Source organism: Pseudoneobacillus rhizolycopersici, assembly GCF_054786815.1.
Genome location: NZ_JBTOOE010000013.1, coordinates 79,728 through 106,716, shown reverse-complemented (window position 1 = coordinate 106,716; position 26,989 = coordinate 79,728). Strand labels below are relative to the sequence as shown.

At 39.7% G+C, this 26,989-nt stretch carries 22 protein-coding genes and 1 other annotated feature; of the genes, 3 read left to right on the top strand and 19 right to left on the bottom strand.

Translation table 11 applies throughout. From position 1 onward, the window contains the following. Nucleotides 1–155: 155 nt before the first annotated feature. Together ACX9YW_RS14290 and ACX9YW_RS14285 are read left to right on the top strand one after the other, a co-directional pair. The gene (locus ACX9YW_RS14290; protein WP_460347498.1) at nucleotides 156–932 is read left to right on the top strand and encodes an ABC transporter ATP-binding protein; all 777 of its coding nucleotides are present in this window, start codon (nucleotides 156–158) and stop codon (nucleotides 930–932) included. Then, the gene (locus ACX9YW_RS14285) at nucleotides 919–2,847 is read left to right on the top strand and encodes an FtsX-like permease family protein (RefSeq protein WP_460347496.1); all 1,929 of its coding nucleotides are present in this window, start codon (nucleotides 919–921) and stop codon (nucleotides 2,845–2,847) included. The genes ACX9YW_RS14290 and ACX9YW_RS14285 overlap by 14 nt, the downstream gene beginning before the upstream one ends. Nucleotides 2,848–2,867: 20 nt before the next feature. On the opposite strand, the gene ACX9YW_RS14280 is transcribed toward ACX9YW_RS14285, so the two are convergent. The 7 genes from ACX9YW_RS14280 to ACX9YW_RS14250 form a co-directional block, all read right to left on the bottom strand. Further along, nucleotides 2,868–3,890, bottom strand: coding sequence for a sensor histidine kinase (locus tag ACX9YW_RS14280; RefSeq protein WP_460347494.1), 1,023 nt, complete (start codon nucleotides 3,888–3,890; stop codon nucleotides 2,868–2,870). Continuing rightward, nucleotides 3,887–4,561 carry a response regulator transcription factor gene (locus tag ACX9YW_RS14275; RefSeq protein ID WP_460347492.1) on the bottom strand — a complete coding sequence of 225 codons (675 nt, stop codon included), beginning with the start codon at nucleotides 4,559–4,561 and terminating at the stop codon, nucleotides 3,887–3,889. The genes ACX9YW_RS14280 and ACX9YW_RS14275 overlap by 4 nt, the downstream gene beginning before the upstream one ends. A 286-nt stretch (nucleotides 4,562–4,847) precedes the next feature. Continuing rightward, a complete protein-coding gene (gene mgtE, locus ACX9YW_RS14270) occupies nucleotides 4,848–6,203 on the bottom strand; it encodes a magnesium transporter (protein ID WP_460347490.1) in 1,356 nt (451 codons plus the stop codon). A 104-nt stretch (nucleotides 6,204–6,307) separates the two neighbouring features. Beyond that, nucleotides 6,308–7,489 (bottom strand): FtsW/RodA/SpoVE family cell cycle protein, encoded by a 1,182-nt coding sequence (locus ACX9YW_RS14265; RefSeq protein WP_460347488.1) that lies wholly within the window; start codon nucleotides 7,487–7,489, stop codon nucleotides 6,308–6,310. Between the two features lie 33 nt (nucleotides 7,490–7,522). After that, nucleotides 7,523–8,119, bottom strand: a complete 597-nt coding sequence (locus tag ACX9YW_RS14260) for an undecaprenyl-diphosphatase (protein WP_460347486.1) — start codon at nucleotides 8,117–8,119, stop codon at nucleotides 7,523–7,525. Between the two features lie 152 nt (nucleotides 8,120–8,271). Beyond that, entirely contained in the window at nucleotides 8,272–9,420 is a 1,149-nt protein-coding gene (gene ftsW, locus ACX9YW_RS14255; RefSeq protein ID WP_460347484.1) for a putative lipid II flippase FtsW, read from the bottom strand. Nucleotides 9,421–9,810: 390 nt separating this feature from the next. Further along, entirely contained in the window at nucleotides 9,811–11,046 is a 1,236-nt protein-coding gene (locus ACX9YW_RS14250) for a DUF4153 domain-containing protein (protein ID WP_460347482.1), read from the bottom strand. A 771-nt stretch (nucleotides 11,047–11,817) separates the two neighbouring features. Beyond that, nucleotides 11,818–12,062, top strand: a binding site (T-box leader). A 49-nt stretch (nucleotides 12,063–12,111) separates the two neighbouring features. On the opposite strand from ACX9YW_RS14250, the gene ileS reads away from it, so the two are divergent. Continuing rightward, nucleotides 12,112–15,183 carry an isoleucine--tRNA ligase gene (gene ileS, locus ACX9YW_RS14245; RefSeq protein ID WP_460347540.1) on the top strand — a complete coding sequence of 1,024 codons (3,072 nt, stop codon included), beginning with the start codon at nucleotides 12,112–12,114 and terminating at the stop codon, nucleotides 15,181–15,183. A gap of 139 nt (nucleotides 15,184–15,322) precedes the next feature. On the opposite strand, the gene ACX9YW_RS14240 is transcribed toward ileS, so the two are convergent. The 12 genes from ACX9YW_RS14240 to ACX9YW_RS14185 all read right to left on the bottom strand — a co-directional run bounded on the left by ACX9YW_RS14240 (nucleotide 15,323) and on the right by ACX9YW_RS14185 (nucleotide 26,933). Next, on the bottom strand, nucleotides 15,323–16,519 hold the full coding sequence (locus tag ACX9YW_RS14240) for an aminotransferase-like domain-containing protein (RefSeq protein WP_460347480.1): 1,197 nt from the start codon (nucleotides 16,517–16,519) through the stop codon (nucleotides 15,323–15,325). 18 nt (nucleotides 16,520–16,537) lie between these two features. Next, nucleotides 16,538–17,326, bottom strand: coding sequence for an ABC transporter ATP-binding protein (locus tag ACX9YW_RS14235; RefSeq protein WP_460347478.1), 789 nt, complete (start codon nucleotides 17,324–17,326; stop codon nucleotides 16,538–16,540). After that, complete coding sequence (locus tag ACX9YW_RS14230; protein WP_460347476.1) at nucleotides 17,316–18,113, bottom strand: ABC transporter permease; 798 nt, start codon at nucleotides 18,111–18,113, stop codon at nucleotides 17,316–17,318. The genes ACX9YW_RS14235 and ACX9YW_RS14230 overlap by 11 nt, the downstream gene beginning before the upstream one ends. An 85-nt stretch (nucleotides 18,114–18,198) precedes the next feature. Continuing rightward, on the bottom strand, nucleotides 18,199–19,182 hold the full coding sequence (locus ACX9YW_RS14225) for an ABC transporter substrate-binding protein (protein WP_460347473.1): 984 nt from the start codon (nucleotides 19,180–19,182) through the stop codon (nucleotides 18,199–18,201). 229 nt (nucleotides 19,183–19,411) lie between these two features. Continuing rightward, entirely contained in the window at nucleotides 19,412–19,963 is a 552-nt protein-coding gene (locus tag ACX9YW_RS14220) for a cupin domain-containing protein (protein WP_460347469.1), read from the bottom strand. A gap of 138 nt (nucleotides 19,964–20,101) precedes the next feature. After that, nucleotides 20,102–20,530 carry a VOC family protein gene (locus ACX9YW_RS14215; protein WP_460347538.1) on the bottom strand — a complete coding sequence of 143 codons (429 nt, stop codon included), beginning with the start codon at nucleotides 20,528–20,530 and terminating at the stop codon, nucleotides 20,102–20,104. Between the two features lie 167 nt (nucleotides 20,531–20,697). Further along, the gene (locus ACX9YW_RS14210) at nucleotides 20,698–21,216 is read right to left on the bottom strand and encodes a YehS family protein (protein WP_460347467.1); all 519 of its coding nucleotides are present in this window, start codon (nucleotides 21,214–21,216) and stop codon (nucleotides 20,698–20,700) included. 602 nt (nucleotides 21,217–21,818) lie between these two features. Next, the gene (locus ACX9YW_RS14205) at nucleotides 21,819–23,117 is read right to left on the bottom strand and encodes a hypothetical protein (protein ID WP_460347465.1); all 1,299 of its coding nucleotides are present in this window, start codon (nucleotides 23,115–23,117) and stop codon (nucleotides 21,819–21,821) included. An 18-nt stretch (nucleotides 23,118–23,135) separates the two neighbouring features. Next, the gene (locus ACX9YW_RS14200; RefSeq protein ID WP_460347463.1) at nucleotides 23,136–24,119 is read right to left on the bottom strand and encodes an ABC transporter ATP-binding protein; all 984 of its coding nucleotides are present in this window, start codon (nucleotides 24,117–24,119) and stop codon (nucleotides 23,136–23,138) included. A 12-nt stretch (nucleotides 24,120–24,131) separates the two neighbouring features. Then, on the bottom strand, nucleotides 24,132–25,094 hold the full coding sequence (locus ACX9YW_RS14195; RefSeq protein WP_460347461.1) for an ABC transporter ATP-binding protein: 963 nt from the start codon (nucleotides 25,092–25,094) through the stop codon (nucleotides 24,132–24,134). 4 nt (nucleotides 25,095–25,098) lie between these two features. After that, the gene (locus tag ACX9YW_RS14190; RefSeq protein ID WP_460347459.1) at nucleotides 25,099–26,004 is read right to left on the bottom strand and encodes an ABC transporter permease; all 906 of its coding nucleotides are present in this window, start codon (nucleotides 26,002–26,004) and stop codon (nucleotides 25,099–25,101) included. 14 nt (nucleotides 26,005–26,018) lie between these two features. Continuing rightward, on the bottom strand, nucleotides 26,019–26,933 hold the full coding sequence (locus ACX9YW_RS14185; RefSeq protein ID WP_460347457.1) for an ABC transporter permease: 915 nt from the start codon (nucleotides 26,931–26,933) through the stop codon (nucleotides 26,019–26,021). Nucleotides 26,934–26,989: the final 56 nt, after the last annotated feature.

Below are 26,989 nucleotides of genomic sequence, written 5' to 3'. Positions count from 1 at the left end.
TAGTATTCGTTTTTACTTGGACTACCCTCCATAAATAATTACTCCAACTTACAAATATGTAAGAATCAAGGATAAATTGTAAGGTTAGGTTATGGTTGCCTTCTTTGATTTCTTTTATAGTGAGGATATAAGGTAAAAGCAAAGGATGATGAAAAATGCAAAAAGAAATCGTTTTAGAAGCGACCAATATTAATAAAGTTTTTGGATTAAAAGGGAATATTCATACTGCATTGGATGATATTGAACTGCAAGTGAGTAAAGGGGAATTTGTCGGCATCATGGGCCCGTCTGGCGCAGGTAAGACGACACTATTGAATGTGTTATCTACCATTGATGCACCCACTTCTGGAGAAATAACCATTGATGGCGAAAAGATCCTTTGGCTAAACGAGGAAGGATTGGCAGATTTCAGAAGAAAAAAATTAGGGTTTATTTTTCAGGATTACAATTTAATCGATACGATGACAGTGAAAGAGAACATTATTCTTCCCCTTGCATTGTCAAATGTTCCACCAACCGAAATAGAAAAAAGGGTAAAAAAAGTGGCAAAGTCACTAGGAATTGAAAATATCCTATCATCTTATCCTTCCAAAATTTCTGGTGGGCAGCAGCAAAGAACCGCAGTGGCAAGGGCAATTATTACAAATCCTAGTTTGATCTTTGCAGATGAACCGACTGGTGCACTGGATTCCAAGTCTGCTTATATGCTGCTCGAAACCTTGGCAAAATTAAACGAAGTTCAACAGTCGACGATCTTAATGGTTACTCATGATGCCTTTGCAGCAAGCTTTGCAAATCGGGTCCTATTTATTAAAGACGGGTCGATTTTTACAGAAATCAGAAAAGGCGAACGGGCCCGAAAACAGTTTTTCGGACAAATCATTGATATCCTCGCCACCATTGGGGGAGGTGGACATCATGACATTATTTAGTCTTGCGAAGAAGAATTTGAAGCAGAATACGAAACAGTATTTGCTCTATTTTTATCCAATGGTGCTTAGCATTGTGATTTACTTTACCTTTGTCTCACTTCAGTACAATGAGCAAATTATTCAATCTGCCACTGCCCTTGGAAAAGTACAGCCAGCTTTCATGGCAGCATCCGTTTTACTAATGATCTTTTCAGCCAATTTTATTCTGTATTCGAATTCTTTTTTCATAAGAAAGCGTAAGAAAGAAGTTGCCTTATATTCATTATTCGGAATGCGCAAGAAACAGGTGGCAAAGCTCCTTTTCTATGAAAACGTGATTATGGGATTAGCTGCCCTTGGGACAGGAATCGCAATTGGCGCTTTGTTATCGAAGCTGTTTGCAATGATTCTTATTCAATTAATGGGATTTTCAATCAACGCCAATTTTGACCTATCCACAAAGGCAGTCATACAAACATTTTTAGTGTTTGCGGCTATTATAGGGGTAACCTCCGTCCGTAATTACCGAATGATATACCGTTATACATTACTGGAACTGTTAAAGGCCGACAAACAAGGGGACGGGCAGAAAAAGGCGTCGAAGTTGGCGGCATTGGGAGCACTCCTTTTCCTTGGAATCGGCTACTACGTTCTGCTGTTGCCTAACAATGCTGAGATTTATCAGGAATATGGCTTTGCAGCGGTCCTTGTCTCCCTACTACTCTTGCTGATTGGAACTTTTCTGTTTATCCGATCAGTGTTCCATGTTTTTCTTGACTTTGTTGAAAATTGGCGAGGACTCTATTGGAAAGGGACCAATTTGGTCAGCATTTCACATCTTCGCTTTCGGATGAAAGGAAATGTTCGAATTCTAACGGTTATTGCCTCCCTAACCACGATGACCCTGTTCGTATTAGGAGCCATATTCGGATTTCATCACAATTTGACTTCCGAAGCTGCCATGCACTATCCATTAAGTATTATGTATGACTCCCAAAGTACAGAAAGTGATGCGCAAGTTGCAAAAATCATCAAGATTAGCGAGAATCATCCCATTGTTTTCTCTGACAAACTGGAGTATATAGAGATTGAAGGGGATCTTACCTCGACGGAAAGATGGCCGGACCGTTTTCCTGTATTTCTCATCTCTCAAAAAGATTACAAGCGCCTAGCCAAGAAAATGGGGATCGATTACGTGGAGGTCATCGGGGAGAGTAATGCGGTTGTTTTCAATGATATGAATTTGAATCAAAATAAGGACCCGTACACGGGCAAAACGATCGTACTTGCGGACCAAACGAAGCTGACCATTCAACACTATGATAAAAAACATTTGTTAAATCAAAGTTATTCTGCTTTTCCGATGGTCATTAATGATGACCAGTATAGGCAGATAAAAGCCCATGCCGACGTAAAACACATGCAAATATACAAACTGAAAAATGAAAGTTCAATGGACGAACTTGTGAGAAAAGTGGAGGAAGTAGTCCTTCATGCCGCTCGCATGAATGATCAGCCACTTTACTTTTCCTCTTTCTATCAGGAATATCAGGTGGGGGTTCAAACGTATGGGCTGTTAATATTCATCGGTGCCTTTTTAGGGGTTGTCTTCTTACTTGCGACCGGCAGCATGTTGTATTACAAACAGCTTACTGAAGCAACCGCTGACCAAGGACGCTTTAAGGTACTACGCAAGATTGGCCTGAGCCAAAAGCAAATGAAGGGTGCCATTGCCAAACAGTTATTACCAGTCTTTCTGCTTCCATTAATCATCGCCATCCCAAATAGTTCCGTCATCCTCACGGCCCTGTCAAGGTTTGCGCAGATCAATATGCTTCTGCCGTTCTTAACCACAATTGCTGTGTATATGGCCATCTATTTCGGCTATTACCTGATGGCAGTAAAAAAATACAATACGATAGTGAACTATGATTAAGAAGGGACGTGAGCACTTACTCACGTCCTTTCCTCGCTAAAATGATTAAATTCATCACGCAAAAAATCAACGTTTTTGGAAAATTGGACGATGGCCTCGGTATGGCTCCCTTCTTTTGAATAAAGGGACAGTTGGTGCCCTATTTTATCAGCTGTTTTTTTAGCAAGATATAATCCCAAACCAGTTGACGCAGCGATATGCCGACCATTTTTTCCGGTAAAGCCTTTTTCAAAAATTCGCGGCAAATCCTCCGCAGGTATTCCCATCCCATTATCACGGATGATGATTTTTCGTTCATTTTCCTGAATCCGGATGGAAATTTCGCCGCCAACAGGCGTGTACTTTAATGCATTTGATAGGAACTGGTTCATAATAAACAGAAGTGCTTTTTTATCAGTTAAGACTTCTAGTTCTGTTAGATCTAATTGAAGCTTTATCTTTTTCGATAGGAATAACTTGTGATTCCCCTTTATGGCTTCCTTGATCAGTTGTTCCACATTCATTTCCTGGATAAAATAATCCTTACTGAAATGACTCGTTCTTGTGTAATAAAGAGCCTGATCGACTAAATGCTCGATCTTCCCCATTTCCTCCTCTAAGCTATCTAAACTCTGTTCCGTTTCGTATATCATATGGCTCACGGATATCGGTGTTTTGATTTCATGAACCCAAGAGGTCATATACTCATACCATTCTTTTTGCTCATTTTTTAATCGTAAAAGTTGCTGTTCGTATTGCTCTTTCTGATTTTTTAATAGTTGAATGGTGAATTTCTCATCATACCTATGAATGGTATCGAAATCCAACGTTCCTCCCACTTCTGTTTTCTCCTTTAATTCCTGATAAAATCCCTTTTTTCTTAGGTAATCCACAAGTAAAAAAAGGAAAAACAGCAAGGCTAATATCAGCAATAAATAGAAAAGATTGCTAATGTGAATGTTTATGTTTGGGTCAAGGAGAATGATGATGGATGTGATCGCCATGGAAACGAAAAAAGTAAGAAGTAGGAAAGGCTGATCAAAGAGATAATGTTTCCATTTCATTGTAAAAGGTATCCTTGTCTTTTTTTAGTCATAATGGCATGTTCTACACCCAGAGCCTCAAGCTTTTTCCGCAGCCTCGTTACATTAACAGTGAGAGTATTATCATCGATAAATTGCTCATTTTGCCACAATGCTCTCATGAGATCATCCCGCGAGATAATTTGCCCTGCCCTTTTCATCAGCAGGTACAAGATTTGGAATTCATTCTTCGTAAGGGAAGCTTCTTTTCCTTGATACGAAACAAAGGAGTTTTGCAGATTAAGAGTTAGTTCACCGATCGAAAGTAGATCATTTTCCTTATTTGGCGTGGCATTAGACCGGCGTAGGACGGCGTTTATTTTGGCGACCAACACTTCAAGAGAAAAAGGCTTTTGAATATAGTCATCCCCACCCATGTTCATAGCCATGACGATATCCATACTTTGCGAGCGTGATGAAATAAAAATGATGGGTATGTCTGATAGCTGACGTAACTTACTACACCAATAAAATCCATCATATCCTGGTAAGTTAATATCTAGAAGAATAAGATGGGGTTGTTCCTTTAGCATATGCCCATCAATATTCTCAAATTCTTCTACTAGAATGGTTTCAAAATTCCATTTTGCCAAGTATTGCCCCATTAAATTTCTCATCTTATGATCATCTTCAACAATTAAAACTTTATACATAATCATCACCCTTTTAGGTATATCAGAGCTTGTTTTTTTCAGCATAAAACCGCTACTCAAATCCTAATTTTACCATAATTATTCAATTTTTTGTTTGCTAACATTTCGCAATACACAAAAAAGCGACTGTTCTGGTTGAACAATCACTATGCTTTACATATATAATTGGATTTTATTTCTTTCAACTCATTAATCATAACTTTTTGTCTGGTGGTATTGTCAGCTGGAATGCGAAGACCGTGTCCTAATCGGATCTATAAAGAAGCTTCATTTATCCAAAAATGAATCACGTTAAATAAGAAATAAATAGGGTCGCCATTCCAAAATAAATTAGAAGTGAAAGTATATCGTTTAACGTTGTAATTAATGGACCCGACGCAACTGCTGGGTCTATTTTAAACCGATATAAGATTAAAGGGATAACAGTACCAGCTAGAGTCCCTATAATCAAAGTTAGAATCAACGAACTACCTACTACTAAACCCAGTATAGGATTCCCCTGCCATACAAAGGCAATGATTGAAATTAAAATTCCACAAGCAATTCCAATGATTAAACCTACTTTAAATTCACGAATTATTAATCGGAATACGACTTTTTTGCCAACATCACGTGTAATCAGCCCTCTAACAACGACAGCTAAAGATTGTGTTCCAGTATTCCCTGTCATTCCTGCAATCATGGGCATAAAAAAGGCAAGTGCCACTACTTTTGACAAAGTTTCCTCAAACTGACTAATAATTGTTCCTGAAACTACACCTATAAAAAGTAGTAAAATTAACCAAGGAAGCCTACGATAAGCTGCCACAATGGCGCTCGTATCAAAATCGATTGCTTTACCTGACGCAGAAAGCTTTTCAATGTCTTCCGTTGCTTCCTTAATAACGACATCAATAATATCATCTACTGTCACAATCCCCACCAGAATGTTGTTTTCGACAACCGGGATGGATACAAAATCGTAACGCTCAATTAATCGAGCTACTTCTTCTTGGTCTGTGTCCGCAGAAACTGAAATCACTCTGCTATACATAATGTCATGTATTTTTTCATGTTCGTCAGCCAAAATTAAATCTCTGTAGGATACTACACCGACTAGACTTTTATCATGATCAATGACGTATAAGTAATTCAATGTTTCTGAAAACTCAGCAAACGTTTTTAATTTTTCTACCGTTTCTCGTACCATATAATTCTGTGGAATCCAAACAAATCGATTTGTCATCAATCGTCCTGCAGTTTCAGGAGGATAATTCATGATGTTTTGTACAATGGTTGATTCTTCTTTTTTCATGCCTGAAAGAAGTTCCTCAATTTTATCAGGCGATAAATCCTGTAGTAAGGATGCTAAATCATCATTGTCCATTAGATCCATTATTTGACCAGATTTTTCAATTCCTAACAGTGTAAGAACCTCTAGTTGATATTCATTATCGAGTTCTTGTATTAGTTCTGCTATTTGATTAGAGTTCATAAAAAGAAGGAATCGAGTGTGATGCTTTTCAGGTAAATTTGTATAAATCAAGGAAATATCGTAGGGTTGAAGTTCCTCTAATATTTGATGGAAATCTTGTTTTTTTCCTTCTTTTAATGATTTAATAACCTTTAAAGTTAGTTGATCCTCTGTCTCTTTAGTTGTCATAAAAAAACCTCCATTCCCAAATGGAATGATAAAAATCCTACCATTTCTACCTAAATGTTCTTGGGATCTTCATTTTTGAGAAAAAAGTTGTCCCAATATGCGTGCTAAGAACTATTCTTTGAAAACATATATTGACCGAATGTCTTTCTGATAGATAAAATAATGCCCATGATTATCATGTTAGAAAATAACGAACTCCCTCCATAGGTTAAAAATGGAAGGGAAATTCCTTTGACAGGCATAATTCCAATAACCATGCCGATGTTTTGGAATATTTGGGCAGTTAGACTAAAGGCTACGCCTGCACAAATATAAGTCCCAAATAACGTTTCCGAAGAAAACCCAATGACTATCATTCTATAAATGAGCAGGAAGAATAAGGTTACAACGATAGTAGCTAATAAAAATCCTCCCTCTTCAGCAATGGTAGCAAAAATAAAATCAGTATGCTTTTCGGGTATGTATACGTTCCCCTCTAGCAATCCCTTTCCAAACGTTCCTCCACTTCCAACTGCAAGTGTAGATTTCATAGCTTGATATGCCTGATCACCGTTTCCCGTTGGATCTATCCAGCCAATGATTCGCTCCTGTTGATGGGGCTTAAGCAAGGGGATTAATTGTTGATAAATTACCTCTTGCTTAAAGAAATATAAATATACGAGTAATCCAATTAAGAGGATAAAAGTAAAGATAAAAGCTGCAATGATCTTTTTATTTAACCCAGATAAGTACAGCATGCTTCCGATGGCAATAAAATATAACATAACCATCCCAGTGTCTGGCTGTTGATAGACAAACAAAGATGGCGGAATGGATATTAATAAAATTTTCCCTATTAATAAAATATCTGTACGAATGGTTCTAAAAATGTGAACGCTATTATGTTTAGAAATGATTCTTGCGACAACTAAAATCAAAGCGATTTTAAAAAATTCAGATGGCTGAATGGAGCCAACATAAGGAATCATAAACCACCTTTTAGCCCCTAATATTGGATAAGCGATCGATTCCGGTGAAAATTTTAAAAAGACAATGATAAAAAATAACGCAATATAGGAAGGCCAAGCGATCTTTTCAATTTGATCTATATCAAGCTTTGCAACGAAAATTAATAATGAAAAACCAATTAAATAATTGATTCCTTGTTTCATTGCAAAATTTTGTGCTCCATACTGACCTGTTTGCTGACTGCTATAAATAAAAACTAAGCTTAAAATAAAAAACAATATTAATATCAAAAGAATTGTACGATCTAATCTTCTATACCAATTATTTTCCGAATTCATTTTTACACCCATTACCTAATTTCAAAGGGCTACTTATTTAAAGTTGCCCATATTTTTTTGTTCAAAACGTTTATTTTTAGGAACTCCAAATATTTTGTTATACATATTAATAATGACATTGGGAATCGACCTAAGAAGACGAGATGCCTTAAATACAATCAGACTTACCGAAAGCGCAACAAGGATACTCCCGAGAACATCAAGTGGATAATGATGACCAACGTATATACGTGAAAAACCTGTTAAAGCAGCAATTAATACTGTCATGAAGCCAATTTTTCGATGCCGCAAGAGAATGGCAAACGCCAATGAAAACGCCCCTGTTGTGTGGTCACTTGGAAAGGAGGCATCCGCAGCATGAGATATTAACATATTTACATGATGGGTTACGAAAGGACGAGGTTCAAAATAAATTTGGCCAATAAGAAAATTAATGAACAGGCTAAGTGCTCCCGTGAGAGCGGCATAAACAACTGTATATTTATATTTTTCATTTCCAAAGAACCACATGAATAATAATATGAAAGCAAAAATAAAGAGAGCGTTTTGTGTAACAAAAATCATTATTGCATCCAATATCGGATGATTTCCTGCTAGGTGATTGATTGCTTGAAATGTTTTAACATTCATCTAAAAATCCTCATCTCTATATTTATTCGAAGCTGCTATCATTACTCTCCTTTTCCCCTTGCAATTTTTTCGTAATTCCACCAAGTACAAGCTGTACAGCAATGCCATCATCTAAATAACCTACTGGGAGAACTAAAGTTCCTTTTCTTTTATCAATATGGAACCTTGTTAAACTTCAAAACAACATCTTTATTCCTTTTCCTCATAGGTTTACGTGATACATTAACTAAAATTCCCGCAGATATTAATAGCATAATTAATGAAGAACCTCCATAACTAATAAACGGCAGGGGCACTCCTGTTATTGGGAGTAATCCGCAAACAGCCCCTAAATTAAACACAGCTTGAATCATTATTTGAAAGGTAAGTCCAATGGCAAGTAATTTTGGAAATGCTTCTTTCACTCTCAAAGCAATACGTAAACCCCGATACATGATAAAAAAATAAGTACCAATGACAATCAATAATCCTATTATTCCTAGCTCCTCAATAATAATAGACATAATAAAATCAGTATGAGCTTCAGGAAGGTAACCAAGCTTCTGAATACTGTTTCCTAAACCTTTCCCCCATAATCCACCTGTAGACAAAGCATAATAAGAATTAATTAATTGATACCCGCTTCCATCAGGAGATGCAAATGGATCATGAAACGAAAGAAGCCTTTCTAATCGATAAGGAGCAGTCAGTGCCAAAAAGACAATTCCTCCTAATGCAATACTTCCTAACAAAAATAAATGAATCTTTTGTATCCCGGAACAAAATAAAATGATTCCGCAAGATAATAGAATGATAGTCGCTGTTCCTAAATCCGGCTGTTTTAAAATTAGTAAGAAAACAATAGATAAAATGAGAAGCGGGGGCATAACACCCTTCCAAAAATGCTCAATATATTCCTGCTTTTTTGCATATATGTACGCAAAATAAATGGTCATGGCTAACTTAACGGCCTCTGTTGGTTGAACGATGAATGGGCCAATCTGCAGCCATCTTTGCGAATAATTTCGTTCCGCTCCTATTCCTGGAATCAAAACCGCAATTAAAAGAAAAATCGATAGAGTGATAAAAATTGCACTTAGCTTTCCGTAAATGTGAAGCCGAATCATAGAAGTTAAGAAAAAAAGCACTAAACCTATCCCCAAAAATTGTATTTGCTTTGTAAAAAAGAACCTGGGGGAATGATTTTTGAGCATGGCTAAAGGATAACTAGCACTAAAGACCATGATAAGCCCAAATAGGCATAGAAAAATAACCGCTATGACCAATAAATAATCAAAGCTTATTATACGTTTTTGAGTCATCCTATCCCCCCCCCAAACCAGCTTTGAAAAAAGTTTTTCCTTGATGTTTGATTTACTATATCTATTTCACTGAACCATAGCCTATTTTTATTAATGATCTTAGATAAGAAAATACTTATCTAGCTAGTTAGTAGGTTATGCTATTTAGAAATATAGACAACTGTTGACTTTTTGTCAACACTATCAAAACTGTATGTAGGAATGAAATTGACAAAAAAATGCATTTCTATTTTATTATTGTTGACATTAAGTCAACGAACTATCTTTTCAATTAAAAAACAGGCACTATTTGTTGAATAGCACCTGTTTTGAAATTTAATTGGTTATTTATTAATCTGAATAGATTTCACTATACTAATATATCTCCTCTATCACATTAACAGAGCCTTTCTATTTAAAAATCAATGGAAAAGTAAAGGTTACGAAAGCTGCCCAAAGTGTGTAGACCGGCAAATACTTTGTAACGGCATCCTGGATCGCCGAAGGTCCGGTTTTGTTTTGTAAAAAACGCATGTAGGAGAGCATAATCCTCATTAGATTTGCCCAGATCAGTATGTTTACACCTAGAATAGCAAGTCTGTTGGGCGTAATCCCATAAGAAGAAAGTCTGAATACGATGGCTGACAAAGCCACACTGTCAATCATCAAAGCCAGAACAATGAGGACAAAATGGATATAATCGGAAATGCTCCTTTTCTCATCAGCGCTCCTTTCGGTAATCGAAAAAATAGTAACGGCCAACACACCAATGAGTATTCCGTTAAAGGCAATCAAGAAATTTCGGTCCAAGAATGGATTTTTCCCGACCCAAATAACTGTAATAAGATAGGCAAACAATGTGACTAAAACTAGTGGACTAAAAATTTTCGCAATATATGGTGTAATATTCTTAGCAAGTTTTAGATTCATTGATACCAGATAAATAGCCACTATGGCCAGAGAGGCAGCACCGAATACAACGACATTTCTAAAATAGAAGTCTGCTATATCCAAGCCGACAAAACGAAATAACTGCAAGGTTAATGAGAATAGTAACATTCCGCTAACGGCCATGCATGCGTAGAGTATGCCAAATTCCATATTTAACTTAAGATAGGCTAATCTTGTGCTCCCTCTCGTATATTCATTTCCGGTAAAAGCAAACCCTATCACCCCCCATAAGAATATCGGAAGATGCAAATACGCAAGGATTGTACTGTCACGATCATTTAATGGCAGTATATTAAGATAAAATCCAGAGATTAGGAACAACAATGCCACGGTGTATATGACCGTTTTTTTAGGTTTATTTTTATATACAAAAAAGGCTGCTATAAAGGGAAGTACCCCGAAAGCAAGGTTTATGGGGGCAATTGCTTCCTGTTCGACAAAATGGAAAATGATTCGAGTGCATCCCCCGGCTAGAATAGCTAAAATACCCATAAATAAGAAATCCTTCTTAAGTAAGGATGGTTTTTCTGTATTTACAGTCTCCTTAAAATGTAGTCTTTCATTCCAAACAGCTAGAACCTCAGAGTTAGGATTTTGCTCCCAAGCAAGAGAGAATGACTTTTTAAAAGCCATGGGGTCATTTCTAAACATTCTCTCCAGCTCATGTGGGTTAGCGATATTTTTCATAATGTCCATATTTAAACCTCCCCTAATATATACTTTATACTGATTTTATAACTTTATTTATTGTTTTACAATAAAAAATTAGCGATTAAGGTTATATTATTGTTGTTATAATACTATCTATACATTTCAACATTTGAGTCAATGGGGCTCGTTCATGGAGCCCAACTTCCTTTTATCACATAAAATAGGGTGGCGCTTTTTGTCCCATAGTCCCAATTGTGACAGAGTTGTGAAAAAGTTTGATATAACCTGAAAATCGTTTGATATATCCCTAAAAAAGTTTGATATCTGGTCAAAAAAGTTTGATTTCTCCTCAAAAGAGTTTAAAATATTTTTTTTGAGATCTCTTTATTGCTTTTGAGTCCAATTTTTAGTCCAAATCTAATCGAATTTATGGCGAAAATGTGAAAATGGTAAATATAATCGTAATTGAGGTAAATATCTATCTAAAATAGGTAAATATCCAATTAAAAATGGTAAATATCCTATTCAAAAAGGTAAATATAATTTTGTAAAGTGATTATGTCTACTCCAAATGCCGAACTAAGTATTCAAAATGACCAACTTTAGGGAAAAATTTACCTAATAAACTAAAAATCCCGCGCACTTTTCGCCGGGAAACAAAAATCTGCCCTTTTATAAGCAAAACAGTTCTACTCCTCACCAGATTTGATTTCATATAGTAGATCGATTGTCGAATCATGCGAAAAATTTCCACAATTTCCGGCTTGTTATTTTTAACTGAAAGTGCTATTATTAACAAACAAATTATTCCAAATTAATAAATCTATGAAGAGAAAGAGTACGTTTGCGCGAAGACTCTATTAGCGAGCTGGGTATGGTGGGAGCCAGTGAGGATAACCAAACGGAAACATCATCTCTGAGATGCAAGACTGAAACGTACTAGTAAGTCTTGACGGTTGTCCACCGTTATTGAGGAACGCGTATGATAGTACGTTGGCGAAGTGCTGTTGCTTATGCAGCAGAATTTGGGTGGTAACGCGGGTAATACACTCGTCCCTTTTTTGGGGACGGGTGTTTTTTATTTTTTATCAATCATTAGGAGGGAACAACATTGGGAATTTAAATCAATCCACAAAAGAAAATCAAGTACTACAATACTGGAAACAGGAACAAATTTTTCAAAAATCCATCACGAACCGGGCTGGCAAGGAAAGCTTTGTTTTCTATGAGGGACCGCCAACTGCCAATGGTCTACCCCATGTCGGGCATGCACTTGGCAGAACAATTAAGGATGTGATTGCCCGTTATCAAACGATGCAGGGAAAACAGGTTCTCCGTAAGGCCGGTTGGGATACACATGGCTTGCCAGTGGAACTAGGCGTCGAAAAAGCACTCGGCATTTCTGGTAAGCAAGAAATTGAGGCTTATGGTGTCGAAGCTTTTATCGAAAAATGCAAGGAGAGCGTGTTCTCCTATGAAAAGCAGTGGCGCGAATTCACCGAAGAGCTAGGTTACTGGGTCGACATGGATCAACCGTATATGACGATGAGCAATGATTATATTGAATCGGTTTGGCATATTCTAGGGACGATTCATGAAAACGGCTGGCTTTATAAAGGGCATCGCGTTTCACCTTACTGCCCTAGTTGCCAAACATCCTTGAGCTCACATGAGGTTGCCCAAGGATATAAGGATGTTAAGGATCTCTCTGCAACGGTGAAATTTAAGCTGAATGAAAATGAGTATATACTGGGCTGGACAACGACCCCATGGACACTGCCAGCCAATGTCGCGCTTGCGGTCCATGAAGCGTTGGATTATGCAAGGGTTAGAGTTGGCGCGGAAGTCTTTATTGTCGCGGCGTCCAGAGTTAGTGATGTCATCAGAGAGTACGATGAAATCCTCGAAACCGTGAAAGGAAAAGCGTTAGTAGGGTTATCCTATGAGCCTCCGTTTGGTTTTGTCAAAGTCCAAAAAGGTCACATCATCATTAAGGCCGATTTTGTCACTGAGGACAGCGGAACAGGAATCGTCCATATCGCTCCCGCTTACGGTGAAGATGATTATCGAGTCATTCACGAAAACAATCTTAGCTTCGTCAATGTCGTTGATGAAAAAGGAAGATACACCGATGTGGTCACCCCACTCGCCGGTCAAGCGGTTAAGGAAAGTGACGTCGCCATCGTGAAATTACTCCATGAAAAAGGGCTACTTTTTCATAAAGAAAAATACGAACATTCTTATCCGCATTGCTGGCGCTGTGACACTCCATTACTTTATTACGCGACGGATAGCTGGTTCATCAAGACGACGGCAATTAAGGATGAATTTATCGCGAAGAACCAAGAGGTCAACTGGTATCCTGACCATATTAAAAATGGTCGCTTCGGCCATTTCCTTGAGGGGCTTGTCGATTGGAATATCAGCCGCAATCGCTATTGGGGTACGCCGTTAAATGTGTGGGTTTGTCATTCTTGTAAAAAAGAAGCGTCGCCAAAAAGTATCGATGAGCTGCGGCGGAATGCAAAGGAGCCATTCGAAACGGTCGAGCTCCATAAACCATATGTTGACCAGCTGACGTTCGAGTGTTCTGCTTGCGGCGGCACGATGCACCGAACATCTGAAGTCATCGATGTTTGGTTCGATAGTGGTTCAATGCCTTTCGCCCAGTACCATACTCCGTTCGAAAATGGCGAGCTTTTTGAGCAACAATTTCCTGCAGATGTCGTCGTAGAGGGAATCGATCAAACAAGGGGATGGTTTTACTCCCTGCTTGCGGTTTCTTTGCTTTATACCGGTAAAGCTCCTTATAAAAATGTCTTAGCAACCGGACATGTTTTAGACGAACATGGACAGAAAATGTCGAAAAGTAAAGGAAATGCGTTAGACCCTGTTGAGTTGATGAGAGTCTATGGAGCTGATGCCTTACGCTGGGCGCTAGTAGAAGACAGTGCTCCCTGGAACCAAAAGCGATTTTCGAAACGGAACGTGCAGGAAGCCAAATCAAAAATCGTTGATACTTTGTCAAGTGTGTTTAGCTTTTACCAACTTTACGCAGGAATTGATTCATTTGACCCTCGTACACACAACTCTGATGAATTTTCGGTAATGGATCGATGGATCCTTTCGAGATTGGCGACGGTTACTGGCCAAATGAAACAAGAAATGGATCAGTATCAACTCACCAACGCGGCCAGATTGGCTGGTAGTCTCGTGGATGAAGTAAGCAATTGGTATATCCGGCGAAATCGGCATCGATTCTGGAGTGAGGGAATGTCCGCGGATAAGCTGGCAGCTTTCCAAACCCTTTATCGTTTGCTGCTAGATACTTGTAAATTGCTCGCCCCGTTTATTCCATTTACGACGGAAGAAATCTATTATTCCTTAACGGGTGAAAGTGTTCATTTGGCCGATTATCCAAAAGCGAATGAAGAGTGGGTTCAGATTGAGCTTGAGGAACAAATGGGAGCCGTTTTAGAAATTGTCGAGTTGGGACGTAGCATCCGCCATGCCAAGCAACTGAAGACTAAACAGCCGCTTGCTAAAATGATCGTCATTTCAAACGGGCTGGCCGCGGGAGCTCTTGCTTCCTTTGAAGATGTTATGAAAGACGAACTCAATATCAAAGAGTTGGAATGGGCGGATTCTTCGAATGAATTTATCGAGCATCAATTGAAATTAAACTTCAAGGTTGCTGGTCCGCGGTTGGGGAATCTGGTGAAAGAAGTAAACAATCGGATGCTTGGGGTCACTTTAGAAGAGACAAATTTATTTTTAACAAATGGCAAGCTGACATTTAGCTTAACAAATGGTGAGGATATAGTATTAACGGGTGAAGATGTGCTAGTTCAAAAGACTGCAAGATTGGCTGGTTTTTCCGAAGCTTCCAATCGAAATTTCACCGTCATTCTAGATACTCATTTATCTGAGGAGTTAGTTCATGAGGGTCTTGTCAGAGACTTTGTTCGGACGGTTCAAGATTTACGTAAACAGCGAAATCTTCCTGTTGAAAAGCGAATAGAATTATTTGTCGATGGAGCAGAGGAGTTTTTGACCATCGTACGAAAATTTGATGAGGTTGTTCAAAAAGGCATATTGCTAAATTCCATTCACTTTGAAAATTTACAGCAATCAGAGAAAATCATGGTCGGTGAGTATGAGGTTTTTGTGGGGATGAAATAGCCATAATGAAGCATTGATTCGAAGCGGAGTATTACTAGAACAACTTTTATTTAACAAAACTGTCGTAGAGAGTCACTCTCTACGACAAAACTAACTTTTTATTAAACCCAACTGTCGTTGAGAACTAGGCTTTCATTACCTATCTATGTTCCCCAACTAACCTCGCCAAAGTTTGAACCCCCTTCACAATATCCCGCTCGTCTGCATAGCTAAACGATAGCCGTAAATATTCGGTTCCTTCGGTTTGGTCATAGAAAAAATACTTTCCAGGTACAAAGGAAACTCCTACTGCCAGAGCATCGGATAATAATTTCGACGTATCCACTCCTGGAATCCGGACCCAAACGAAATAACCACCTTCAGGGACATACCACGAAACATCTTCGGGAAAAACCTGCTTTAGCGATTGCACTAAAGTTGAGCACTTCTCGAAATACATCTTTTTCAACAAATTAAGCCTTTCTTCCATATTGACCGTCTCTAAATAAGTCGCCATGGTGCTTTGGGCAAACGGATGGTCAAGATCCTTTTTAAACCAGGATAAGGCGGAAATATATTCAACGGTACCCGCTATCCATCCAATCCGCATTCCCGGCGCGACTACTTTGGACAAGGATCCAACATATAAAACCCTCCCTGCCTGATCAAGCGCCTTTAATGGGACTGGAGCCGGTCCATCGCCGAATGATAATTCCCCGTAGGCGTCATCCTCTAATAGGAAGAAATCATAATCCTCTGCTAGTTGCAATAAATGTTTCCGACGTTCCATTGACAGAGTTGTTCCCGTTGGATTTTGGTAGGTTGGAATCGTATAAAGAAATCGCGGTAACTCAAGGCCAGCTTGTTTTCGTTCAGCCAACACCGCTTCCAACAAATCAGTCTGTAGCCCATCGCCATCAATGGGAATACTAATGATTTGTTTCGTGTAGTTTTGAAAAATTTCTAAAGCTTCCATATAGGTTGGGGCTTCAACGGCGACAACCGCTTGATCATCCAAGAAAATTCGCGCGATTAAATCAATGGCTTGGCAAGCACCAGAGGTAACCATAAGTTCGGAATCGGTGACGGCCATTCCTCGCTCAGTCATCCTACACAAAATCTGCTGCTTCAATTCGTCGATACGAGGACTTCCAAGATAATGAAGCGGTAAATCCTGTTCCTCAACCAATAACCTCGCTACTGCCAACTTTATATCAGCAGATGGAATGAGTGATGGATCTGGATAGCCTGAGCTCAAGCGAATGCAACTAGCTGGTAAATTAGGCATCCATGCGCCTGGCGGATCATTCTTTAGAGCTGCTTTTATGTGATCAGGAAAATAAGCTTCCACCTTCATTCACAACGTCCCTTTCATTTAGATCGATTTTAAACTTTCATCTCGGATTAACGATAACAATTCCTCTTTGTACTTAGCAAATTCCACTGTCCCTTTGACACTAAAATCTCTTGGTCGTTCCAAGGCAATCGGAATTTTTTTCTTTAAACGTCCTGGTCTGGCCGTCATCACATAAACGGAATCAGCTAAGAAAATCGATTCATCGACATCATGTGTGATAAAAAGAATCGTCTTTTTCGACTCCTCCCAAGCCTTTAACAGCACTTCCTGCATAATGTTTCTTGTTTGCGCGTCTAGTGCACCAAACGGTTCATCCATTAACAGGATTTTCGGATCGTTGGCTAAGGCGCGAGCGATGGCCACCCTTTGTTTCATTCCACCTGATAATTGAATCGGGTGATGGTTTTCGAAACCTTCCAAACCGATTAACTGGAGGTAATGACGCGCTACATCGTCTCTTTCTTTCGCTGTTGACCCTTTTAATTTTAATCCAAACGTAATGTTTTCCTTGACGGTCAGCCACGGATAAAGGGTATAGGATTGAAACACCATGCCACGATCCGGCCCTGGCCCCTTAACAACTTCTCCATCTAGCAACACTTGGCCGGATGTTGCTTCTTCTAGCCCTGCAACAATTCGGAGAACGGTTGATTTTCCACAGCCTGATGGACCTAAAATTGTAACAAACTCTCCTTCATTAATGGAAAAGGATGTTTTTTCGAGGGCAGTCGTTTCACCGCTTTTTGTTTTGAAAACTTTACCAACATCTTTAATTTCTAATTTCGGTGTCGCCATCTTAACGTCCATCCTTTCTCATCCATGAAAACGAAGCGCGGTAAATTGCTTTAAAAATAATGTCGGTGAACAGTCCGAGTAGACCAATCGTAATGATCCCGACAATGATTTTATCAGGCTGCAAAAAGCGTGACGCTTGCATGATCATATAACCTAAACCTTTGGAAGCCCCGACAATTTCAGCAACAACTAAATACGTCCACGCCCAACCAAAGGTGATGCGCAACGTATCAACAATACCCGGCAGGGATGCTGGTAAGATCACTTTTGTAAAAACTTGAAGTCTATTCGCGCCTAATGTGTACGATACTTCAACGAGCTCATTTTGGACGTTTTTCGTCACATCCATAATCATAAGGGTAAGCTGGAAGAAGGTCCCCAGGAAAATAACGCTCATTTTTTCCGCTTCGCCGAGTCCTATCCAGAGAATTAATAAGGGAATAAACGCAGATGCCGGCATGTAACGGATGAAGCCAATGATTGGCTCAAACGCCCCTTCGATTAGTTTTAATGAACCCATCAAAATACCTAATGGGATACCGATTGCAGCAGCGACAAGAAAGCCAACCAATACTCTTGTAAAACTAATGCCAATATCCGAAAGAAGCTCACCATGGAATAATTGGTCGACCGCGGTTTTTAAAACGGCCGTTGGTGTTGGTAAAAACAACGGATTGACGATTCCGCCGTAGCTTAGTAGCGACCAAATCGCTATAAAAATCAAAAAGGTAATCAAGCCTGCCGAGGTATAAAGTTTCTTGGAAATTTCTTTGTTAGGTGTCAATAATTTTGCTAGCATTCCACTCATCCAATCTTTTAAAAGAGCCTAACTTATGAAAGACTCATAGGTTAGGCTCTATTTAGTAGTTAGAAACCGCAGCTTATTACTCGAAGCTTAGATGAATAACATCCTTTGCTTTTAGATCCTTGGTAATGATCTTTTGCTCTTTGTAAAACTGAATAGCATTTTCAGTTGCTTGGTAAACCGTACCCTTATTGCTTTCTGTTCCGAATAATTGCTTGTTATCTTCTATCGTATAAAACTTCAGACCTTCTTCCGTTGCCACAAATTCGTTTACATCAATTTTTAGACCTTTTGCCATGATTTCATCGGCTTCTTCTTTGTTGTTTTTCCAAAAGTCCATTGCTTCGCCCATCGCTTTAACAAATGCTTTGATATCCTCTGGGCGATTTTTAATAACATCCTCTTTAAAGGCGACCGTATCAACAATAATTCCAGGTAAATCTTTCGTTGTCAGTAACACTTTGCCGTTCGCTTCAGCCCCTTTTGATAACCAAGGCTCCCAAGTGACAGCCGCGTCAACTTTACCTGCAGCAAACGCCGCACCTGCATCCCCCGCAGACATTGGGATCACTTCAACGTCTTTTTCCGTTAAGCCTCCTTGGTTTAGGGCCGTGATTGCAAGCATATGACTAGTGGACCCCACTTCAAAAGCCATTGTCTTACCTTTTAAGTCTTTTACATCGTTGATACCATTTTTGACAAGAATTCCGTCCCCGCCAAACGAATCATCCAACAGCCAGACCACTTTGACCGGGATATCCGCTGCAGCTAATGTCACTTGAACATCAAGCGCTGTTGCCATACCATCGATTTTGCCACTTGCTAATGCTTGTTTGCGTTCACCCAATCCTTCGACAATGGATAATTCGACATCAATGCCATTTTCCTTGAAAAACCCTTTTTCTTTTGCTAAAAATAACGGACCATAGCCTGTCCATGTTGGTAAGGTCACTTTTAATGGTTCAGACGACTTTTTGGCTGTTGTGGTTGATTCCTCTTTCCCACAAGCAGTTAGAGCAAAGACTAATAGAATGGAGCAAAACATCATTAACCATTTCTTCACGAATAAAATCCCCCTATATACGTTTCTTGTTCTTCTGTTTGTATAAATATTAATTTCATTTCATAAATATAATACTCGTTTTATCTTATGTCAATATAGTTTCTGAAAATTATATTTTAATAGAATTTTATAACATAAAAAAAAACACCTAACTTTGGATGTTAGATGGAAGTTTGGGTCAACCATGTATATACGGGGACAATGATGCCCCTTTGTCTTAAATAACTTTCTAGTCCTGGTGTTCTCCTTCCGCTTTCATGGCAATTGCTTTGGTTTCATGAATGGTTCCATGAGGGTGCTGCGGTGGTGCATAGATTGAGTAGAGTTTTAACGGTTCGTTGCCTGTATTTGTCACATTATGCCAGACTCCTGCAGGTACGACGATTATACTGTCAGCTTTGACCCTAGCTTGTATATCTAATCGGTCCTTACTTCTGCCCATTTGGACTAGCCCTTGGCCCTGTTCAATGCGGAGGAATTGGTCAGTCGTTGGATGAACTTCAAGACCGATGCTTTCACCAACATTGATGCTCATCAAGGTAATCTGTAAGTGTTTTCCAGTCCATAAAGCGGTTCGAAAATAGTTGTTTTGCTTCGTTGCCACATCAATATTGATGACAAATGGATTTGGTCCAAAATCAGTGACTCGACTAAAGGCATAAGGCTGAGTTCTTTGATCATTCCAGGATGGTGTTGGATAATAATAGGAATTTAAATGGTGATAATTTTGCTGAGGTGGCTGATGCCATTGGTATGGGTAGGATGATGGTTTATGGTACATACGTTTTCCCCTCTCTTGGTTCTATTTCCTTATCATCCTATGCATGACATCTGGCGGGGGTCTACTTAAAATAATAATCATGCTAAAAACACAACAAGCCGCTATCAAAATGATTCAATAGCGGCAAACACTTCGATATTATGATTGTTGTCCCTCGGTATAAATTTGGAAGGTTACACCAAATTTGTCGGTTACAACAGCGTATGCTGGGCTAAAGAATGTTTCTTGTAGTGGCATTTTCACCTGACCGCCATCTTTCAATGCTTCGAAAATTTGTGTTGATTTTTCAACATCATTGGATGAGATACAGATGGTCACTTGATCACCACTTTGGCTAGATTGACCTGGGAAATTATCGGAAAACATAAGGTCTGTTTCGCCGACTTTTAACATTGCGTGTGATACAAGTTCTTTAGCCTCTTCAGGTAGAGGATACTCGGGATTTTCCGGCATTTCTCCAAACGTTTGACTAAATAAAACTTGGGCACCTAAAGCTTTTTCATAAAATAAAACCGCTTCTTTTGCATTTCCATTCATCACTAAATACGGTGACATACGCAATGTCATCATGAAACATCTCCTTTGTCCACTTCTAAAATTTGAGTAATCCGCAACCAGAACCATTATTACCCATAATTGGATTATAAAACGAAGAACACATGTTCGTCAATGTGTTTTTTGTGCAATAAAAAAATAGTCACCTAGCTTTAGTGACTATTTTTTGTATCTGGCAACTATCCCCGATATTTCAGCGCTAAGCCCTTCAAGAAGTTTCGAGCGAATTTATCGCCGCACTCCATATAGTTTTTATGGCCTTCTTTTCGAAGCAAGGCACCAAGCTCTCCTTTGGTGACGTGGATTCCGGCCATTTGGAAAATATCAAGCATGTCCTCGCTAGTCAACGCTAGTGCAATCTTCACTTTCTTTAGCAAGACATTATTTACATGTCGATTATCCGTTAAGGTCATTGCCGGTTTATCATCCTGGCCTGGCTTCGCTTCTTGCTTGCCTCTTTTAAAAGTAATCAAGCCATTTAAAAACGATTCCAGCATGAAATGATTGCATTTTATGTAGTTTTCTTCTTCTTCATCCTCGGGAAGGTCGCTGCTCTCTTTCGATTTGACTAGCATTTTTAACACTTCATCTAAGCTGACTTCGTAGCCGCCAAGCTTAAAAATATCGACCATTTCGGTGTTTTTCAAATCTAATGCATATCGTAAACGTACTAGTATATCGTTATTAGTCATATCCATCCTGATTGCCCCTAACTTTGTATGTTTTCCTTATATACTATATCTCACTGTATAAAAAATTTCGAGCAAAGGGACAAGGCAAAAAATTCCCCTGCTTAATTTTTTGCCTGAGGAAGATAAACTCCTACTTAGAGGAAAAAGTTGGGCATATATGGTGAAAGTTGGGCATATGTCAAAGAAGTTGGGCATTTATTTTAAAAGTTGGAAATAAGTGCTCAAAAGTTGGGCATATATTTCAAAAGTTGGAAATAAGTGTACAAAAGTTGGGCATATCTTACAAAAGTTGGACATAAAAATTTTTCGTTTTCATGATTTTTCGTAAAATATAGCTGATCCTTTACTAACCCAACCCAAAAACAACAAATTATCCTTCATTTTACGATCAAAAACGCAATTTTTAGTATTTATAGTCACTCGAAACGCTTTCCTCAACAGTTTTTATGAAATTTCTTCATTTTTTGTATTGTCCACGCCCTAACCACCCAACCAAACTGTCAAAGGATAATGCCAGTCATCGTCTCTATACTAAAATGATACGATTTTAAGCAAAAAATGGTATAGAGAGGCAATCTCTATACCAAAATAACCGGAAAATTATCCTTTTAATGTCGATTTGCAACGATTTGATAAATTTTCTTAGGGCGGCCGCGTTTACCGGAGGCTTCTTCACCGATTACTTCCACTAGGCCCATTTTTTCCAAGTCGGTTAAAATACGCCTTGTATTTCGGTCGGTGTTTTTCAACAAGTTGGTAATGAGCTCGCTGCCGAATGGGCCAATCCGTTTTAATTGGACGTAGTTGTATATTTTAGCTGGGATATAAGAGGCGTAATCGTTCTCCTCTAATACCTCTCGCCAAAACTCCGGTAGGTTTCGGTATTCCATCGAGTCTTCTCCGACGGAGTAGTCGATTAATTTCTTTTGCTCGTTTACATACAAAATTTGCGAACCTTGGTGCAGCTTCCCTTGTTCGCAGGCCATATTGGAATGATTTTTTGCCTCCATTACCGTATATCCGGAACCGATGCCGACATTGATCCGCAGTTCCGAGGAGACTTCAATGCCGCGAATCAGCTGAACTAGTTCCTGATTTCCTAATAATAATTCAAAATCACCATAGGTCGTGTAAATGTAATAGCGACCATTTTTTTCCTCTACTATGGTGCCATTACATCTTTTAGCCAGCTCCACTAGCTCCAGTTCCAATTCCAGGCGCCTTTTATGATTTTCATAAAAGGTATTACCTTGATTTTGTTCACAGACTTCAATCCCTAAAATGGCTACCTTGGATTTTTCATAGGCTTGTGTATTGGCACGGCTTACTAGTAGGTTAAGCACCGTCTTAACCGCTAACTTCGACGGTACTAACCGATAACACGGAATTCCTTTTTCCTTTAGAGCCAGATAGACCGATAGTAAGCAAGTTAGGGCAACTTCGGTTTCGCCTTTTTCAAAATGAGAAACATGAAATTCAATCAGTTCTTCGTGCGGCTTGTAATACGTATAAGGATTCAATTTGATGGCAATATTTTCAATCGAAAATTCTTCTAAAACAAGCTGAAGCGTTTCCTCACAAACCGTATCTAAACTTAGTTTTTGCAGAAACCGCCCTTGATCTTCGATAGCATGAAGATAGGTTCCGAGAAAGCTAATTCCATGCAATGGCGGAAAACTTGCCTCTTCAGGGGTGATTAAGTCGTGATCAAGAGCATAATAATATGGGGTTTGGCCAGAAAAGATCCATTGGTCAACCTTATAGCGGTTCTTTCCAATGATGGTCAATAGTTCATCATAGCTCGTGTATTCAAAGCCGACCAACTCGATTCGTGGATCCGCTTCTGCCACCTCTGTAATAATTTGTAATGAATCGGCAGCGCCAATTGCCCCAATTTTTATCTTCATCTTAATGACTCCTTCATCTTACTCATTCGTTCGTAAAGGATGATGACATGCCACAAAGTGGTTAGGTCTCATCTCCCAATATTCCGGGTCCTGACTGCGACAAAGGTCAGATGCAAAAGGACAGCGCGGGTGGAAATGGCAGCCCCTCGGAGGATTGCTCGGATTCGGAATTTCTCCTTCGATTAATTGATGCTCTTTTCTTAGCGTCGGATCTGGGATTGGAACGGAATCTAATAGCGCTTGGGTATAAGGATGCAGCGGACTTTCAAAAATTTCATCACGATCGGCCAGTTCCACCATTCTTCCTAAATACATGACGCCAATCCGGTCACTGATATGACGAACTACTGGCAATCCATGGGCAATAAACACATAGGTTAGTCCCAATTCACGCTGTAATTTCTTTAATAAATTTAATATTTGCGCTTGGATGGAGACGTCTAATGCCGACACGGCTTCATCACAAACGATCACTTTCGGTTTCAAGGCTAAGGCACGCGCGATGCCAATCCGTTGGCGCTGACCTCCACTAAATTCATGCGGATAGCGCTTTAAATGGTGCTCGCCGAGTCCAACTAATTTGATGAGCTCGGACACTTCCTCTTTTAACTTTTTCCCACGCGCTAATCCATGAACGATTAGCGGTTCGCCAATCAATTCCTCGACGGTCATCCTTGGATTCAATGATGAAAATGGGTCCTGGAAAATAACCTGCAAATCGCGGCGTGCCTTGCGAAGCTCCTCTTGGGACATTGTGGAAATATCACGATTTTGGAAGTATATATTTCCCTCGGACGCTTCGAGTAATCCTAAAATAAGCTGACCAGTCGTCGATTTTCCGCAACCACTTTCGCCAACAATTCCAAGGGTCTCGCCTTCGTAGACGTTAAAGTTTAGCCCATCCACCGCTCGAACCTTTGTCGTTTTTTTCTTTATTATACCTTTTGTCATCACAAAATGCTTTTTTAAATTTTTAATCTCGAGTATGGGTGTTTGCTGCATGGAATTCACCTCCTAGACTTTTATACATCTGACTGCATGGATTTCATTTATCGCTTTAAGGTCGGGACGAATTTTTACACATTCAGCATCCGCCAATGGACATCTAGGATGGAATTTACAACCCGTAGGCATATGGGCCGGATTCGGTACTGTTCCTTCAATCGAATATAGTTCATCGACGACATCATGGATTTTCGGAATCGACGCCATTAATCCTTGTGTGTACGGATGGAGCGGTTTTTCGAAGAGCTCGTGGACCGGCGCCTCCTCTACGACTTCCCCCGCATACATGACAATGACGCGATCGGCCAGCTCGGCTACTACCCCTAAGTCATGGGTGATAAACATAATGCTAGTATTGGAACCTTCCTTTAATTTTCGCATCAGCGTTAGGATTTGTGCCTGAATCGTTACATCTAGAGCTGTGGTCGGTTCATCGGCAATGATAAGGCTCGGCTCGCAGGATAGAGCCATCGCAATCATCACCCGTTGCCTCATGCCGCCTGACAATTGATGTGGGAAACGCGACATAACTTTTTCCGCATCAGGTATGCCAACTAATTTCAGCATTTCAATTCCACGGAGATGGGCGTCAGGTTTGGTTATGTTAAAATGTTGCATAATCGTTTCCCGTAATTGAAAACCAATGGTAAAGACGGGATTTAACGCCGTCATCGGCTCTTGGAAAATCATTGAAATTTCTTTTCCTCTTAAACCTCTGTATTCTTTTTTCGATAGCTTTCGTAAATTTTTATCTTTAAAAAACAATTCACCGTCGAATACTTCACCGTTTGCCGGGAGAATGCCCATGAGCGCCAATGACGTCACGCTCTTTCCGCTCCCGGATTCTCCGACAATCGCAAGTGTTTCCCCTTCCGTAATGGAAAAGCTTACGCCATTAACGGTTGAGATATAGCCATCTTCCGTTTTAAAGCGAACTTTTAAATCGCGTGCCTCCATAATTTTTGTCGTCATACGCTCACCCCTTCATCTTTGGATCTAATTCATCGCGCAGCCAGTCACCTAGGAAAATGACACCTAAAACGGTAATGGTAATCGCTAATCCTGGAAAGGTGGCAACCCACCAGCTTGTCGCGATATATTGACGGCCGTCACTTAACATCAATCCCCAAGAAACGTCCGGAGGCTGAATCCCTAACCCTAAAAAGCTTAAACTTGCTTCTAAAATAATGACCGTTGCCACATTTAACGTGGCAATGACAATAAAGGACGAAATGACGTTTGGTAAAATATATTTTGTAATAATGCGAAAGTTTTTTGCCCCGATGGCCTTTGCAGACCGAACATAATCCCGTTCCTTCACGCTCAACGTTTCACTGCGGACCATCCTCGCATAGGTAACCCATGATGTACATCCTAAAACGAGGATTAATGTTGGAATACTAGGGCCGAAAACCGCTAGCATAATGAGCATAAAGAGAATCGTCGGGATTGCTAGAATCGAATCGACCGTTCTCATGATGATAAAATCAAAAATTTTCCCATAATAACCTGCTATTAACCCAAGAACCATGCCAATGGCTCCCGCAACAATTACGGCAGCTATCCCGACCACTAAGGAAATCCGTGATCCATGGATGATTCGGCTTAAAATATCACGGCCTAAATTATCGGTTCCTAATACATGCTGGGCTGAGCCGCCTTCCATCCAAAAAGGAGGGAGTAACCGGGAGACAACATTGGTTTTAGCCGGATCATATGGCGCTAAAATAGGAGCAAATATAGCCATAATAGTAACCAATAGGACGATGATAGCGCCAACCATCCCCGTTTTACTCTTTAATAAACGCATCGCCTGCTTTTTGGCACGCTTTTTTACCGTATGGGGGTTCGGGGCAACTTTTTCCTCCACCACAATATTCATCCTGTTTTACCTCCTTAATCGTATTTTATCCGCGGATCTAGTAAGCGATAGAACAGATCCGCTAGCAAGTTGCTAAAGATAACAAAAACGGCGATTAAAAACGTGGCTGCCTGAACAACTGACATATCACGCAAGTTTACGGCTTGAACAAGCAATTGACCTAAGCCCGGCCAAGCAAAGACTGTTTCAGTAATCAAGGTTCCACCAATGAGTGTGGAGGTTTGAAGAGCCATAATTGTAACCACCGGGATTAAGGCATTGCGAAAGGCGTGGACGTTGACCACCACGGCTTCCTTCAAACCTTTGCTTCGGGCTGTTCGAACAAAATCCTGCCCGAGAATTTCGAGCATACTGGAGCGAATCAGCCTTGTCATCTCTGCAGCGATTCCTGTACCTAGAGTAATGGCTGGCAGGACCAAATGCAGGACCGTCCCTCTACCGGAAACAGGGAAGATTTGAAACACGACTGACAGCAATAGAATCAACATGATTCCTAGCCAAAAGCTTGGCATTGCTTTTCCTAATACCGCCCCTCCGGTAATAAATAAATCGAGAAAAGAGTTTCGTTTCATCGCCGATAAAATTCCTAATGGAATAGCAATCAGGATGGCGACAATCATCGAGGCTACCGCAAGTTCTAAGGTGGCTGGCAGTCGTTCCAAAATCAAACTCAAGGCGTCCGTGTTATAGCGTAAAGATTTACCAAAATCGCCTCGAACTACATCACTCATGTAAGTAAAATATTGGATATATAAAGGATCATTAAAACCTAATGCTTCGCGCAACGACTCTCTTTCCTCATCGGTTGCTGTTTCTGGAAGCATCAAGGACACAGGATCACCCGTTACACGAACTAAAAAGAATACAATAAATGAGATCAGAATTAAAACAGGAATGGTTTTTACTAAATTTTGAAACAGGTATTTCAAGTGTTTTCGCCTCCTTTTTAAACAAGGCTGTATTAAAGAAGTCTGTTGATTTCCGC

Excerpts from the sequence above, each read along its gene's own strand:
- ACX9YW_RS14250 (WP_460347482.1), bottom strand. The coding sequence starts at position 11,046 with ATGGACATTATGAAAAATATCGCTAACCCACATGAGCTGGAGAGAATG.
- ACX9YW_RS14200 (WP_460347463.1), bottom strand. The coding sequence starts at position 24,119 with ATGCAGCAAACACCCATACTCGAGATTAAAAATTTAAAAAAGCATTTT.
- ftsW (WP_460347484.1), bottom strand. The coding sequence starts at position 9,420 with ATGACTCAAAAACGTATAATAAGCTTTGATTATTTATTGGTCATAGCG.
- ACX9YW_RS14275 (WP_460347492.1), bottom strand. The coding sequence starts at position 4,561 with ATGTATAAAGTTTTAATTGTTGAAGATGATCATAAGATGAGAAATTTA.
- ACX9YW_RS14260 (WP_460347486.1), bottom strand. The coding sequence starts at position 8,119 with ATGAATGTTAAAACATTTCAAGCAATCAATCACCTAGCAGGAAATCAT.
- ACX9YW_RS14285 (WP_460347496.1), top strand. The coding sequence starts at position 919 with ATGACATTATTTAGTCTTGCGAAGAAGAATTTGAAGCAGAATACGAAA.
- ACX9YW_RS14195 (WP_460347461.1), bottom strand. The coding sequence starts at position 25,094 with ATGACGACAAAAATTATGGAGGCACGCGATTTAAAAGTTCGCTTTAAA.
- ACX9YW_RS14280 (WP_460347494.1), bottom strand. The coding sequence starts at position 3,890 with ATGAAATGGAAACATTATCTCTTTGATCAGCCTTTCCTACTTCTTACT.
- ACX9YW_RS14290 (WP_460347498.1), top strand. The coding sequence starts at position 156 with ATGCAAAAAGAAATCGTTTTAGAAGCGACCAATATTAATAAAGTTTTT.
- ACX9YW_RS14190 (WP_460347459.1), bottom strand. The coding sequence starts at position 26,004 with ATGAATATTGTGGTGGAGGAAAAAGTTGCCCCGAACCCCCATACGGTA.
- ACX9YW_RS14265 (WP_460347488.1), bottom strand. The coding sequence starts at position 7,489 with ATGAATTCGGAAAATAATTGGTATAGAAGATTAGATCGTACAATTCTT.
- ACX9YW_RS14230 (WP_460347476.1), bottom strand. The coding sequence starts at position 18,113 with ATGCTAGCAAAATTATTGACACCTAACAAAGAAATTTCCAAGAAACTT.
- ACX9YW_RS14235 (WP_460347478.1), bottom strand. The coding sequence starts at position 17,326 with ATGGACGTTAAGATGGCGACACCGAAATTAGAAATTAAAGATGTTGGT.
- ACX9YW_RS14240 (WP_460347480.1), bottom strand. The coding sequence starts at position 16,519 with ATGAAGGTGGAAGCTTATTTTCCTGATCACATAAAAGCAGCTCTAAAG.
- ACX9YW_RS14220 (WP_460347469.1), bottom strand. The coding sequence starts at position 19,963 with ATGTACCATAAACCATCATCCTACCCATACCAATGGCATCAGCCACCT.
- ACX9YW_RS14210 (WP_460347467.1), bottom strand. The coding sequence starts at position 21,216 with ATGGATATGACTAATAACGATATACTAGTACGTTTACGATATGCATTA.
- ACX9YW_RS14205 (WP_460347465.1), bottom strand. The coding sequence starts at position 23,117 with ATGAAGATAAAAATTGGGGCAATTGGCGCTGCCGATTCATTACAAATT.
- ACX9YW_RS14215 (WP_460347538.1), bottom strand. The coding sequence starts at position 20,530 with ATGACATTGCGTATGTCACCGTATTTAGTGATGAATGGAAATGCAAAA.
- mgtE (WP_460347490.1), bottom strand. The coding sequence starts at position 6,203 with ATGACAACTAAAGAGACAGAGGATCAACTAACTTTAAAGGTTATTAAA.